Source organism: Microcoleus sp. S13C4, assembly GCF_036700865.1.
In the GTDB taxonomy this organism is placed as follows: Bacteria; Cyanobacteriota; Cyanobacteriia; order Cyanobacteriales; family Microcoleaceae; genus Microcoleus.
The window spans coordinates 1-13,955 of the sequence record NZ_JAUBPS010000057.1; the positions used below are offsets into that span (position 1 = coordinate 1).

The 13,955-nt window shown below is 45.9% G+C and carries 12 protein-coding genes and 1 pseudogene; 4 read left to right on the plus strand and 9 right to left on the minus strand.

The features are described 5' to 3' along the window. Positions 1 to 193: 193 nt before the first annotated feature. The 3 genes from QT996_RS21155 to QT996_RS21165 all read right to left on the minus strand — a co-directional run bounded on the left by QT996_RS21155 (position 194) and on the right by QT996_RS21165 (position 3,668). The gene (locus QT996_RS21155) at positions 194 to 898 is read right to left on the minus strand and encodes a PspA/IM30 family protein (protein ID WP_190663798.1); all 705 of its coding nucleotides are present in this window, start codon (positions 896 to 898) and stop codon (positions 194 to 196) included. Between the two features lie 268 nt (positions 899 to 1,166). Then, positions 1,167 to 2,393 (minus strand): SPOR domain-containing protein, encoded by a 1,227-nt coding sequence (locus tag QT996_RS21160; protein WP_333048715.1) that lies wholly within the window; start codon positions 2,391 to 2,393, stop codon positions 1,167 to 1,169. A gap of 60 nt (positions 2,394 to 2,453) precedes the next feature. Continuing rightward, positions 2,454 to 3,668 (minus strand): transposase, encoded by a 1,215-nt coding sequence (locus QT996_RS21165; protein ID WP_333048716.1) that lies wholly within the window; start codon positions 3,666 to 3,668, stop codon positions 2,454 to 2,456. A 578-nt stretch (positions 3,669 to 4,246) separates the two neighbouring features. On the opposite strand from QT996_RS21165, the gene QT996_RS21170 reads away from it, so the two are divergent. Continuing rightward, a complete protein-coding gene (locus tag QT996_RS21170; RefSeq protein ID WP_333048717.1) occupies positions 4,247 to 4,549 on the plus strand; it encodes a hypothetical protein in 303 nt (100 codons plus the stop codon). Positions 4,550 to 4,772: 223 nt separating this feature from the next. Here QT996_RS21170 and menB read toward each other — a convergent pair whose 3' ends face one another. Both menB and QT996_RS21180 read right to left on the minus strand, forming a co-directional pair. Then, complete coding sequence (gene menB, locus QT996_RS21175; protein ID WP_333048718.1) at positions 4,773 to 5,606, minus strand: 1,4-dihydroxy-2-naphthoyl-CoA synthase; 834 nt, start codon at positions 5,604 to 5,606, stop codon at positions 4,773 to 4,775. A gap of 309 nt (positions 5,607 to 5,915) precedes the next feature. After that, entirely contained in the window at positions 5,916 to 6,512 is a 597-nt protein-coding gene (locus QT996_RS21180; RefSeq protein WP_333048719.1) for a TerB family tellurite resistance protein, read from the minus strand. 75 nt (positions 6,513 to 6,587) lie between these two features. Between QT996_RS21180 and tadA the strand changes: the two genes are divergently transcribed. The 3 genes from tadA (at position 6,588) to QT996_RS21195 (ending at position 8,603) form a co-directional block, all read left to right on the plus strand. Next, entirely contained in the window at positions 6,588 to 7,088 is a 501-nt protein-coding gene (gene tadA, locus QT996_RS21185) for a tRNA adenosine(34) deaminase TadA (RefSeq protein ID WP_333048720.1), read from the plus strand. Positions 7,089 to 7,370: 282 nt separating this feature from the next. Continuing rightward, positions 7,371 to 8,099, plus strand: coding sequence for a lysophospholipid acyltransferase family protein (locus QT996_RS21190; protein WP_333048721.1), 729 nt, complete (start codon positions 7,371 to 7,373; stop codon positions 8,097 to 8,099). A gap of 135 nt (positions 8,100 to 8,234) precedes the next feature. Continuing rightward, positions 8,235 to 8,603, plus strand: coding sequence for a hypothetical protein (locus QT996_RS21195; protein ID WP_333048722.1), 369 nt, complete (start codon positions 8,235 to 8,237; stop codon positions 8,601 to 8,603). 181 nt (positions 8,604 to 8,784) lie between these two features. On the opposite strand, the gene QT996_RS21200 is transcribed toward QT996_RS21195, so the two are convergent. The 4 genes and pseudogenes from QT996_RS21200 to QT996_RS28710 all read right to left on the minus strand — a co-directional run. Beyond that, positions 8,785 to 9,549 (minus strand): ABC transporter ATP-binding protein, encoded by a 765-nt coding sequence (locus QT996_RS21200; RefSeq protein WP_333048723.1) that lies wholly within the window; start codon positions 9,547 to 9,549, stop codon positions 8,785 to 8,787. A 323-nt stretch (positions 9,550 to 9,872) separates the two neighbouring features. Further along, on the minus strand, positions 9,873 to 10,574 hold the full coding sequence (locus tag QT996_RS21205) for a Uma2 family endonuclease (RefSeq protein WP_333048724.1): 702 nt from the start codon (positions 10,572 to 10,574) through the stop codon (positions 9,873 to 9,875). 78 nt (positions 10,575 to 10,652) lie between these two features. After that, positions 10,653 to 12,068 (minus strand): HEAT repeat domain-containing protein, encoded by a 1,416-nt coding sequence (locus QT996_RS28705; protein WP_445304584.1) that lies wholly within the window; start codon positions 12,066 to 12,068, stop codon positions 10,653 to 10,655. Between the two features lie 57 nt (positions 12,069 to 12,125). Further along, a pseudogene (locus QT996_RS28710) lies at positions 12,126 to 13,460 on the minus strand (NACHT domain-containing protein); the annotation flags it as partial. Positions 13,461 to 13,955: the final 495 nt, after the last annotated feature.

The window sequence follows — 13,955 nt, forward strand, 5'->3', positions numbered from 1 at the left end:
CCGAGAGTTCAGCCTTGTGGCTGGAAACGCTATGTACGGATTGATTACCGTGATTCACGTTTCAACGAATCGCACTGCACCTATCTATTGAGTTTAACTTCGATCCGGGAATTCCCCAACAGGCTTCGAGCCATCTCTAGCTAGGCTGTTGAGAAGTTTTTGCACGTCCCGACTCTTGTTCTGCTGCTGGGGTTCAGGATGCGGGCGGCTCGCTAGACGGCAATTTGGGTGTATTCTTGCCCGGAAGCATTTGTGCTTTCATCGCCGCCAACTCAGTATCCACATCGTCGGCACCTTCGAGAGAGAGAAACTTCTTTTCTAAATCGTTAGTTCCGAGTTCTGCGATTGCTTCAGAGCGAGCTTCTAGCTGCATGACTTTCTCTTCCATCCGTTCAAACGCGCTCAAAGCGCTGCCGGTACTGAGATTGCCCATCATTTCTTGCAGCCTTTCCGACGATGCCGCCGATCGAGCTCGGGCAATGTACATATCTTTTTTAGATTTTGCCTCGGAAATTTTACTTTCGAGCGCCCGCATATTTTCTTTAAGTTTAGTCACAACAGCGTTCTGTTGTCCGAGACTGGCTTTCATCGCCGTTGCCGTTTCTTGATAAGATTTCTTGCGCGTCAGAGCTTCCCGCGCCAAATTTTCCTCGCCTTTTTGCAAAGCTAGCTGGGCCCGCTGATGCCATTCTGCTGCTGTAGACTCAGCTTGGGAGCACTGGCGTTCAGTGCGTTTTTGAGCTGCAATCGCCCCTGCCACAGCTTGTCTGAGCTGCACTAAATCTTCCTGCATATCCATTACAGCCTGTTCCAGAATTTTTTCTGGGTCTTCGGCCGCCCCGACCAAACTGTTAATATTGGCTCGAATCACTCGCCATAGGCGATCGAATAATCCCATTTTGCCCGTCTCCCGATTTTCAACTTTAGAATTAAGACAGAGAAATCAGAATTAACAACTAAAAATGAAAACTCCTCAATCGTATTTTTAATTTTTAATTGTGAAATTTTAATTCCCTCTAAGTTAGGTCGTCATGATTATTTTTAAGATGGGTAGGGCGCGAGCATTACCCATCAAAACTGAGCAAATGTTGGGTGAAGCGAAACGGAGGGTTCGTGCCTCGGCCCAACCTACTCCCCGATCATTAGTTTAATTGTCTTTGCCTAATTTATGGTTGATAGTATTGTGGCTTCACCCCTTTTTCTTGGAGTTCTTTCACCAAACGTTCTGCTGAGGCCGGATCGTTCAAAGCCCCCATTTGGATCTTGACACCCTTTGAGAAGTTCCGCACGTAGGCATCCGGAACTGCTCTTCTGGCTTGCTGGAGCGATTTTTCGTCGGTGTAATCGGTGACAACGTAATAGAAACCGTCGGCAGCCCGTGCAGGCCTTCCCAGCGGGGCTGCGGCGGCTGGGGATGCTGTCGCCGGGGATGCTGTCGCCGGGGATGTGGCTGCTGGCTGGGCTGGGGAGGGTGTTGGAGGCAGTGTCGGCAGTGTCGGCACAGGCTGCGCGGCGCTGGGGCTGGGAGTGGGAAGCAAAGCCGTGCTCAGATTGTTGAGTCCTTGTTCCCTGCCTCTGGCCGGGTTGCCGTCTTCTGTAGGAATCGGCACAGCCCCGCTGGGGCCCGGAGGCGCTGGCGGAGTTGGCGGGATTGATGCTTTTGGTGACGGGGAAGGAATCGGGCTGACTGTCGGCTTAACATTGCTGAGAGTGCTCAAATCTAGCTCGACAAATTCCTTGGATACCAGATTTGGAGCTTTCGGCAGTTCTTTGGTGCTGGTGTCTGAGGTGGAACTAGAGGCGGGACTGTCGCTTGGAGAGGGTGAGGTGCGATCGAGCAAACGGTTCAGGCCAGCCATCTTAACTAGATTTGACGGGTACATGACTGCGTAGCCCAAAGCTGTGCACGACAGCAAAAACAATAGCATCGAACTCAGTCCCAAGGGAGTTAACAAACTGGCGGCTAAACTGCGTTCGACCGCAGGCTCAGTTTTTGACTCGTCCAAACTTTCGATCAGTTTTTCGCTTGATTCGAGATAATTGTTGGGTGCAAAGGCACTGCTAGATAGTTTTGTGCCACCCCTGGTAGTTGCTAGCGGGGCATCGCCCTGAGTGCCGGCAAGGGATAGGGGCAGCGATAGCGGCTGCTGAGTTTCCTCGGCGGCCTCCGGGGGCAAATTGTGGGCTAGCTGTTGCTCGGTTGTGGCTGTTTGCTTGCCGGTACGAACTGAGGGCGACACCCACTGTTCGGCGCGCCTCCTGTGCCTTCTGTATGTTGTCAGTTCTGCTTCTAGGTTTACATCTAGACTCCCCAGGACTGCTTGCAAAGCAGGCTTGATTGGGGTTGAAGAGGATTGATGATTTGGGGATTCAACCGAAGAACGCTTAGTCATTAGCAAAACTCCTACCGCCTCTGAATTAATTTTAATGTTTTGATTTTGACACTCCCGGGCCTAAAGGCGTGGGGATTCTTGCTTCGCAGGGATTCCAATGAATTTACCCTCGGCAAGCATCTTGACCGTATGCCCTACGGCTGCAAGTCCTCGCTTGAGAACTACTTGTGCGGCTGCGACATCTCTGTCGGTTGTATAGCCGCAATTGTGACACGAGTGAGTTCGTTGTGATAACTCTTTTTTGCCTGTTTCGTTAAGGCAATTGGGACAGATTTGGCTAGTCTTTTTAGCATCTACTTTCTGGAAATACACACCGCGCTTAAAGCAAGTTTGCTCCAATATGTTGAAGAATTGCCCAAACCCAGCATCTAAGCAGTGCTTACCTAACATCCCCGCTTTCAGTCCGACCAGATTAAGGTCTTCGAGAAACACCATACCCGCGTCATCACAGATTTGATGTGACAACTTGCGATGCCAATCTTTTCGGCAGTTTGCCACGTATTCATGCAGCAAGGCGACTTTTTTCTGAGCCTTTTTCCAATTATTTGACCCGATTTTTTTTCTAGTAACGCGCTGTTGCAGCAATTTAAGCTTGCGTTCGGCGTCAGCAAAAAACCTCGTTCTTTTAATTAAAAGCCCGTTAGAAGTTGCAATCAAATTAGTCAACCCTACATCAATTCCTACGGGATTGCCATGAGGAATGATATCGGGAATTGAGACATCCCACTGCAAAGTCAACATTATATACCAGCCACTAGACCGTCTAACGACGCGAGCTTGTTTGACGATTGCGCCCTGGGGGATGGGACGCGACTGACAAAATTTTATTGAGCCAATTAAAGGCAATTTAAAGCGGTTGCCTTGATGGAAAGTTGTACCCAACTGTGGGAAACTCAAAGACCTCAAAGCCCCCTGTTTTTTGAACCGAGGAAACCCGTGATTTTGCTCCCACATACTGACGAAAGCTTTTTCCAATCTCCGCAGCGTTTGTTGCAACACCTGAGCGTTGACTCGCTGCAATGCGGGGCTGGTCTTCCTATATGCTGTTAAAGCCTTGCACTGACTTGAATATGTCGGTCTAGCTACCTCAGCAGGAATAATATACTCGGAGTGAATGGAGCAAGAGTTGATCTGACATTTGCGTGAGTTGTACCAGTCTTTGCGTTCTCTTAGGGCATAGTTGTACACCTTGCGGCACTGTTCTAGCCAATCTTCAAAAACTGCTATTTGTGTTGCTGTGGGCTTCAACTTAAATTCAAACGTCAAATTAAACACTTGCTTCACCTCCTTGACTTAGCATACAGCAAGTCTACAAATCGTCTAAGGATTTCTTAGAACCCATTACAGTCGCCCGCTTATGGTCGAGGCTCTCACCCCAAAATTTTGGTAGATATAAACAAGAAGCTTGAAAAATTGCCTATTTTATGATTAGCTACTTTTGGCGTCAATGCAACAGGGGCCCGATCGCCTGCTGTCGATCGCCTGCAGCTATTTTTCATTTTCATTTGAAAACTTAATTATTGCTGTTTCCCGGAGGCTAGTTAGCGACACTCTCAGCCACTTTTTGTATCCTGAGCTACCACTTATTTGTGACCTCTCATACTCCTTGGGCATTTGTACTTTTTCTTGATCCCTAACGCCTTTATAAACTTTTAACCTGTGTTTTTACCTATACAATGAGCAAGCACCGAGCTAATTGTTTCTATATATAACGAGATTATAAATAAATTATAAAATTTATTTATGCTTTGGGGATCGCTACAACCCTGACAGCATAAAGGTTGGGATGCTCTAAAACCAGCTAGCTCTACAAAGGAGAATTAGAGATGAAAATGATTTCCCTAAGAACTTTTATGCAAACCTCATTAACTTCACCTTTAACTTCAGCTTGTGGTCACTGCCGTCACTATACGCCTGAGGGCAGACGCGGAGGTGTTTGCGCTCTACTAAGCGGGCCGGTTCAAAGTCACTGGAAAGCTTGTGCTTTAGCGGTTTCGCCTTTTAGGTCATCTTGGGAAAAGATAGAAGAAATTGGACTGTGGCAAGAATCGACTCTGACGCTGCAGGATGCCACCGTCACTCTTTCCGAGCGCTATGCCTGCCAGCTTACAGGCACAACGTTAACCGAAAAATCGGCAGCAGCAGTCTCCGTTTAGTTAGTCGGCAGCAGGATAGCTAATACCATTTTCGATTTTAGATTGGGAAATCACTGATCATTATCATGGTTTGGATCTGACAAAGCAGTTTCATTCTTTTTGGGAACTGGCATCAATACTGACACTTTTGGACGATCGGGTGCATTTGGGTTTACTAACTCATAAAAATCAGCAGCATCTACTTTAATATGAGCGCATAAAAAAAACTGATTTCTCCATCCCGCTATGGCAGCCAAGGATATTGACTAAAATCAGGTTGCCGTTTTTCCAAAAAGGCTTGTTTGCCTTCGGCGCCTTCCTGGGTCATATAGTACAGCAAAGTGGCATTTCCTGCCAGTTCTTGCAAACCGGCTTGACCGTCGCAGTCGGCATTAAAAGCGGATTTCAAACAGCGAATCGCGATCGGACTTTTTTCTAAAATTTCAAGAGCCCACTGAATGCCTTCTAGTTCGAGTTGTTCGACGGGCACGACGCAGTTGACTAAACCCATTTCTAGGGCTTGCTGCGCGCTGTACTGGCGACACAAAAACCAAATTTCTCTGGCTTTTTTCTGGCCGACGACTCTGGCGAGATAGCTAGCTCCGAAACCACCGTCGAAACTGCCTACTTTGGGGCCGGTCTGTCCGAAAATAGCATTGTCAGCAGCGATCGTCAAGTCGCAAATTAAGTGCAGAACGTGACCCCCTCCAATTGCGTAACCTGCAACTAAAGCAATTACAACTTTGGGCATAGATCGAATCAACTTCTGCAAGTCGAGTACGTTCAACCGGGGTATGCCACCTTCGTCTACATATCCCGCCGAACCCCGCACGCTTTGGTCGCCGCCGGCGCAAAAGGCGTATTTGCCGTCTGTATGAGGCCCTGCACCGGTGAAAAGGACAACGCCGATTTTTGTGTCTTCGCGGGCATCAGTAAAGGCATCGCACAGTTCCAGCACGGTTTTGGGACGGAAAGCGTTCCGTTTGTGAGGTCGATTGATGGTAATTTTGGCGGTGCCGCCGCTTTTGTGATAGAGAATGTCTTCGTAGGTTTTGGCGGTTTGCCATTCAATTTGCATAATCAATCAATTTTAGATTTGAGACCAAGCTGGGTCTATCAAGGCAGCGACAAGTCGCTTTTAGATTTTAGATTGATTCGGTTCAATGGGATACAAGGGTCGATCGACTCTTGCAAAAAAAAATAAAGCGGGACTTAGGCCGAAACCTGGTTTTTGATCAACATACGCCGTGCAACGCTCTTGGTAGGGGTTAAACAACCCGGTTTTTGACGGTAAGAGCGCCCAGTTCCCATCTCAAATGGACACAGCACCAAATCCTCGAAATCCTCTCTCACTACTTTTACTGCCCCAAAATTTATATGCGCTGGATTATTTGCGAAGTAAAATACTCAGCAAGTGCTTTGCTGCTTTGCCAAATACCGGATCGCGGGACTCGAATTCGCTGGGATCGAGTAAAGCTTTAACTTCGGCAAAAGCTTCTGAGTCGAGGGTACCTTCTTTAGTAAATAAAGTGTCTATGACTGCAATGTGTCTGGAGTCCAGGCCGAGCCGATTTGCGATCGACTGTAAGTACATTTGCTCCCGCATATCGATGTGTCCGTCTGCGGCTGACATTTCGTAGCCGGAACCGATGAGCAACAGTTTTTCTGATTCTGAGAACAAAGCTGTCAGGGTTAGCAATTCCGTGGGGTTGAAGTAAACCTGCTGTTTGGAGATTCCTTTGACAAGGCGCTGAATTAGTTCTACCCGATCGCGGTCGCCACTGGCAAAGGCTTTGAGAGTCTTTTGCAACCGTTCTTCTTCTTCAACTGCGATCGTCCTGTCAATAATCATCACTCCGCGCAGGATGGAAATTAGAGCCGTCAGAAACACTACCAAAGGAGTGATATCTTGTTCGCGCAGCTTTTGCCGACTAATGCGGCACAGCAGCTCAACAATTTCAGTGGTAATCGTAGTGGTGTCCATAATTAAAGACTCTCGATTAAGCTGTAATGTAACTTTATTTATCGATCTTAAGTTTTTCTGTTACTTAGGTATGACGTGAATTGTAAAGCTGAGCCGTTGTCTATTAGTGATACTACTTATTTTATTCACAAACGCTGGATGACTAGGGCTGTGGAACTGGCACAAGCAGCCGGTGATGCTGGTGAAGTACCCGTGGGTGCTGCAATTGTTGACGGTACTGGCAAATTGATTGCCGAAGCGCAAAATCGGCGAGAGCGAGATTGCGATCCGACTGCTCACGCTGAAATCTTGGCTTTGCGGGCGGCCGGCAAAGTTTTGCAAGACTGGCATCTTAACCAATGCACGCTCTACGTAACGCTAGAGCCTTGCCCGATGTGCGCTGGTGCGATCGTCCAAGCTCGGATTGGTCTGCTGGTATACGGAGCAGATGACCCGAAAACTGGCACGATTCGGACTGCTGCTAATATTCCAGATAGCGCGCATTCGTGTCACCGCTTAGAGGTGCTCGGCGGTATTATGGAGTCTGTTTGCCGCGATCAGTTGCTTTCTTGGTTTGAAGCGCGCCGGAAAATTTAACAGGTAAAATTTTTTACTTTCTGCGGGGCGATGTTTAATCGAAATTGACCTTTAACTGGAATAATAGATCCGTAATTGCCCGCTCAAGCTTTCGAGGCGGCCGACTGCTCTGCATTAGTGCTGTCCGGTTGGCTGAGGTTTTACCTGTTAGAGATTATCTCTTGCGGGCGCGATCGCTCGATCGGCACAAGGCCAATAGCAAAAGTGTCCCGATCTAAAAACTAAAGATTTGGCCAACACCTTACTTTAGACTTTAGATCTCGATAAAGCAGCTTAATTGCTATGCCCCACACCGCCACGATCGCCGTTGAGTCCAGTAAATCATCTCTAGTGAAGCCAATGCCTGCCAAGGTAGCATCTAATACCTCTCGCGTTTCTCCTTGGTTAACCTCCTTGCTCTATCCGCTAGGTCACTATGTTGTCCTACCGTTTCATTTTGGCAAGATTGAGGTAACCGGACAGGAGCACTTGCCGAAAGATGGGCCTGTCATCTTAGCCCCTACGCACCGCTCCCGGTGGGATGCCCTGATGATGCCCTATTCAACTGGACAGAAGGTGACTGGACGCGATTTGCGGTTTATGGTAACTGCTGATGAGGTCAAAGGACTGCAAGGTTGGTTCATCAGACATTTGGGGGGGTTTGCTGTGGATCTCAAGCATCCGGCAATTGGCAGTCTGCGTTATGGGGTGGAACTACTCCTCGACAAGGAAATGTTGGTGATTTTTCCCGAAGGCGGTATTTTTCAGGATGGCGAAGTTCATCCGATTAAGCCGGGATTGGCGCGTTTGGCAATGCAAGCAGAGTTGAGCAAACCGGGTTTGGGGGTGAAAATTGTACCGATGAGTATCCGCTATCGCCCGCGCATTCCTAAATGGGGTTCTCAGGTAAAAATTGCGATCGGTTCTCCGATTTCCGTGGCGGATTATGCCAATGGTGGCGGTGGTAAAAAAGAAGCACGATTGTTGACAGCCGAGCTCGAAATGGCTCTTAAAAAGCTTGATGAAAGTTGAGAAGAAGGAAGAAGGAAGGGGGAAGAAGGAAGAAGGAATTATGATATAATGTTTTAGGGTGCTGTGGAGAGATGCAGCACTTATTTGGCTGCTTTGTTATGTCTGTATTAAGTGTGAGCATTAATGGGTTGTGCTTTGAACTTTAAGCCTGGTCAAATTGTCAGTTTAGAATGTGGAGATGCGTGCCTGCATTCAGAGGTGATCCAAGTGGTTGAGGCACGTCAAGTTTGTTGGGTGCGCCCTTTGATGTTAGTTGTATCGGCGTCGGGGAAGGATTTATCGGCGCAATGGTCGGAAGAATACACTTTATCCGATTTGCGAGATGGTGCTGATTTGCTGTGGCCGGGGAGTTTGTTTCGGGAGGCTTTTGATACTGAGGTAATTTCACTGTTGACTCAGTTGCAGTCTCTGGACTCTGAGAAAAAGGATCGTGCGATCGCATCTCGGCAACTTAGAGATTTTGTCGATCAAGTTTGGGAAGCTTTTCCCAGTGCTTTTCATTAAGCAGATATCTGGCGTTTTGTCTATTAGTCCGCCAGGGGTTGAAAACCCCTGTCTAATAGCTAAAGCCCTCTTGGATAGAAGTAATACTCTCTTGATTCTTCAGTCCGCGTAGGCGGACTTCGTTTGTCTAGAAGCGATTTCAATCGCCCAATTTTATTTTCGCTTTTCGCGGACTATTATACTAAAATACAGCGTGTGAAAGCTCTTCGGGATTGAGATTATTGTGAATAACTTGACCGTCGCGGAACCAGACAACACGGCGAGTTTGACGCGCCACTTCCGGTTCGTGCGTTACCATAACAACAGTCATGCCGCTTTCATTGAATTCTGTAAAAATATCCATTACTTCTTGAGTAGTTTTTGTATCCAATGCACCTGTAGGTTCGTCAGCCAGCAACAACACGGGACGGTTGACAATAGCCCTGGCGATCGCAACGCGCTGCTGCTGTCCTCCTGATAGTTGATTCGGTCGGTTTTGCAGGCGACTTTCCAAACCTACTTTTGTTAAAGCGTCTACTCCCCGTTCGCGTCTTTCTGCTGCGGGAATGCCTGCATAAACCATCGGTAACATGACATTTTCTAATGCTGTCAATTGAGGCAACAGGTGAAATTGTTGGAATACAAACCCTAATTTTAAATTGCGAATTCCGGCTAATTCTTCTTCCGGCATTTGGGCGACATCTACGCCGTCTAAGTAGTAACTGCCGCTCGTAGGTCGATCGAGACAGCCGATAATATTCATAGCTGTAGATTTGCCCGATCCCGATGCGCCCATAATCGAGCAATATTCTCCTTGTCTGACGGTCAAGCTGACGCCGTTTAAAGCGCGAACTTCCAGGTCGCCAATCCCGTAAACTTTTGTTACCTCTTCCAGACCGACAACAACGGGCTTTGAGAGGACTTGCGGGTCGAGGTCTTGGTATGTATCGGTTTGTAGTTCAGGCATTTTTTTTCTGTGCGATCGACACAACTAACTACTAACTTAACACTTCTTATCGGTTTTGGCGGCTGGAAGGGCGATCGTTTGGACGCTAATTTTAGTATCAGGCGTCATTGCAAATGCAGCGGATTGGAGTCAACCAATCCCGAAGAATGGAGATTGCTTCGCGACTTTAAACAAGTCGGACAAGTTGTAATGGTGGGAGTTACACAAGGGTGGTGAGAAACCGGGTTTTTTCACGAAAATCATTCCCTACAGCGCGCATAAACCATAAAAAACCCGGTTTCTGTGGTCTTGATGCGTAAGCCCTAAATTAAACAATTTGTCGCTTAAATGCTTTCAGGATCGATGTTCAATTCGCGCAGTTTTGCTGCCAAACGTTCGGCCCTTTGAGCTTCTTGTTCGGCCCTTTGAGCTTCTTGTTTGGCCCTTTGATCTGCCTGTTCGGCACGCTGGCGGTTTAATTCCCCCTGTTCCTCCAATTCCGCATAGGAAAGAAACCTTTGTCCATCGGGTCGATATATTTCTAATCCAGCTTCGCCCAACTCAAATCGTACTCCCAATCTCGGACTTACCCAGCCCTCAATCGGCTCAATTAATTCTAAGTTTCCTTCAATTCTTTGCCAACCGCTCAAATCGTTGTTTTCGGGATCGTAAAGGTAATATTCATCGACTCCATAGCGATTGTAAAATGAAAGTTTTTTGTACATTTTGGTTTGTCTGTCGTTGTGAGAGCGAATCTCAAACGCAACTTGGGGAGCAATATTATCTTCGTTAAATTGCAGGTAGGAACGTCGATCGCCCTTTGGTCTGCCAAATATTACCATAACATCCGGTGCTTGAGAAATATCTGGTCTACCTTCAACTGGATACCACAGTAAATCGGCTGCTACAAACACGTTTAGGTCGTTTTTAAACAGCGATTCGCAACCTTCTTTGATTTTGACAATTAATTTGTATTGAATTGTGCTATCTGCCATTGGTTGACCGTCGCTGCATGGATAAATAATTTCTTCGGTCGTGACTTGCATAGTGGTTGTCTTCGAGAACTATTGGATATTAATTATACTATTTTTTGAAATATCATAATTTGTTGATATTTTTTTTGTTTAGATTATAGTCTCTCTAATTAATTTTGCCAATTGTTTCAGGGCAAAATTGCGGACTTGTTTATCTGGATCGTTGGCAAATCTATCGCGAAGTATTTCTAAAGTTTGTGGGCGATCGGAGTATTGCTTGACCATGATTTCAAGTGCTGCTTTTCTAGGATTATCTTGGAACTTAGACTGAAGTTCAAAAGGATCATTGATAGCTATATCGCACAACCATTGAAATATTTTTAGGTCATTTTTCCACCCCCGTGCTAATTCTTGGACTGCTGCACATCGCACAGCGGAATTATCGTCACATTGAGCGCATTGTTTGAGCCAAGGTAAGGTTTCGGGGTCATCTTTCCACCCCCGTACTAATTCTTGGACTGCTGTTTGTCGCACAGCCGAATTATCGTCACATTGAGCGCATTGTTTGAGCCAAGGTAAGGTTTCGGGGTCATCTTTCCACCCCCGTGCTATTTCTTGGACTGCTGCACGTCGCACAGCCGAATTATCGTCAGATTGAGCGCATTGTTTGAGCCAAGGTAAGGTTTTTGGGTCATCTTTCCAAGTTGCTGCTACTGCTGCTAGTGCTTGAGTACGAATTTCCCTAACTAGATTGATATTTTTTGTATCACGAAAAGTATAGTCATTTAGGTCATACTTTGTTAACTCTTTTAAGCGTTCAAGCAATTGACTCTCAACCCCAGCAATCTCTTTTCTCTCCCTCACCTCATTCAAACACTTCGCCGCCAAAAACAGATTGCGGAACTTTTGGGCTTCCCCATCCTGCCGCATCAGAAACTCAATCAATTCCCCTGTGAACCGTCCATCAATCAATCCCGCAATCAAGCACAAAACTTCCTGCCACGATTCATCATCCCAGTGCTTGCCAAAAATCTCTATTTTCAACTCATTTAAAGAAACTTGGCGCGTTTTTTCAAATCGATATACAACCTCCGACGCACAGAAATATTCCAAAAAAGTTCGATGCACAAACCCATAAGTATCCGCACCCAAATAACATAAAATAAAGTTGCGAGTTCGCAGTTGGTTAATTATCAACCTTGCCCGCTCTTTCGGTCGATCGAAATCTTTATTATTCAGATATGCTGTCAGGGTACTCTCCAAATCTTCCGCACTAATAATATTGCCAGCTAAGCCTTCAGGTGCGGCTTGCATTTCGTAAGCGATTCGCCGCAGCATTTCTTGCTTATCTTTAGCATCAATAGTTTTCGGATCGAGCCTGCTATCCTCTACTAAAGACCTTTCCACATCCCATTGATACAGCAATACCCGCGAAGCTTGATTGTAAAGTTCCGCCCTGTCTCTCGGCAATTCTTGCCCGCGATTTAAAATCGCCATAATTGTCAACAATAACGGATTACCCGCTAAATCTCGAATCGTTGATGAATACGCTAATGCTCTTTCCATGCGCTCACTAATCCGCGCTTTTTCCCCAGCATCAGTAAAAGTTAATTCGTGCCAGCGGTGAACAAAATCCTGAATTTGTTCCGCATTCAAATCTTGGAGAATAAAGTGATGAAACTCTGCATCTTGTAAGCGTTGAGGTTTGTAACCAATAATCCGAGACGTGACAATCACTCGCACGCGGGGATACTCATTGGTAAACCGATGAATCGCTGTAATTACATCTTCTCGTTTCCCGGGATCGAAAATTTCATCTAACCCGTCGAACATTACCACAGCGTCGCCTGCTTTAAGCTGTTCCTGCAATTGATGCTGATTCAAGTGACAAATTGAACCCGGACTTTGATGGAAAAATTCGAGGAAATTCTTGCAATCTCCTGATTCCCCGCTGCGAATGTAAGTCCGCAATTCTATTAGCAGCTTAATCGGCTGAGATGTCACGCTATTTAAGGGCGAGAGCGCCCAGGTTAATGCTAAATATTGTAAGAGAGTAGACTTGCCAGAACCCGGATCGCCTAAAATAACAATGTAGGGATACTTTTGCCTGTCATTGATAACATCTAACACTTGTACTATCGGCTGAGAAAAATAACCGCGCCGATATTTCTCTAAATTTTCTATATCGATGGCGTCTAATTGATTGCTGTCTTGCAACCGCCGTTGATGTTCTTTAGGAATTTCGTAAGCTTGGGGCAGAAATGATTCGTAAATCGATCGCACATCTTGGACAATAAAGATTTGCCAAACCTTGAGCTTTTCCCGATAATCGTAGGTATTGGGATCTACGCTGCTTAAATTGAGATTGCTGTAACGCTCGCGCAGAGCTTCTTGATATTGCCTCAAATCAAATTCGGGGATAATCCCCGCCGTTTCTTGAGTATTTTTCTGAATGCTATCCAGATTTTGAGCACTCAAGATATCGCGCAACTCTTTTTCGTCAAAGAGAATTTCTTGAACTTCGGCGAGATACTGATTGGCGATGGTTTGCCACTTAAATCTTGCGGGTAAAGGAGTTAAATCTAGTTGACTCCAGGTTTATTCTAGAAGTTCTGCATCGAGAGATTCGCGATCGCTCTCAAAAGCCTTGCCCAAAATTTCCTTAACAGACTTGTTATTGATAAACTGTTTAACATCTTTAATATACAGCTTAATTTTATCTGCGGGAACTCCGCCAATTTTCAACTGCTGTTCTACCAACTTCAAAAACTTTGTGATCGCTTTACCTGCTGCGACTTTTCGCGGGTCTTTTTCGCCTAATAAGACGTTTTTCAGGGAATCTTTAAAAAAATCTTTAGCAAAATCCTTCGCGCCGTCTTTGACTAAATCTTCTAAGATGGGTTTAACGAGAATGCCTACTGCTTCCGTTGCTCCCCAGACTACCAGCCACTCGATCATAAAGCTAGCCCGATAATTAATTTATGTTTATAATATAGCAATTATCAAGGATTGATGAAATTATCAAAAACAGTAGGGTAATCTCCTGTGATTGCTCCGATAGGTTAGGCTAGTATCAGTTTTCTGTCGCTGCGCGGTGATTAGCCCCGATCGCCCCTGATTCTTGCCCCCTACTACCCCTTAAAAATCGGGAAGAGCATCAAATTTGCGCTTTTTTACAGGGATTTACGGGAGTTCGGCTCGGCTATAACGAGCGATCGAGAATTAGCTCTTTTATTCTTGGCGGCGGCTAGAAAATAGTTATATTTTTATATGTTTCTGGTCGAGCGCTTGTGTTATAATCTAATAATGGAAGTGTGAGTAATTTTAAAATTAACGTATAATATCCTATTATTTAATAATACCATATCAATCGCAAACAGTAAAGTAGTGGCTCCCCAAAAAAAACAAAAATTTTTTGAGATATCATTAAGAAAAGTAAAGCGTAAAATTGGT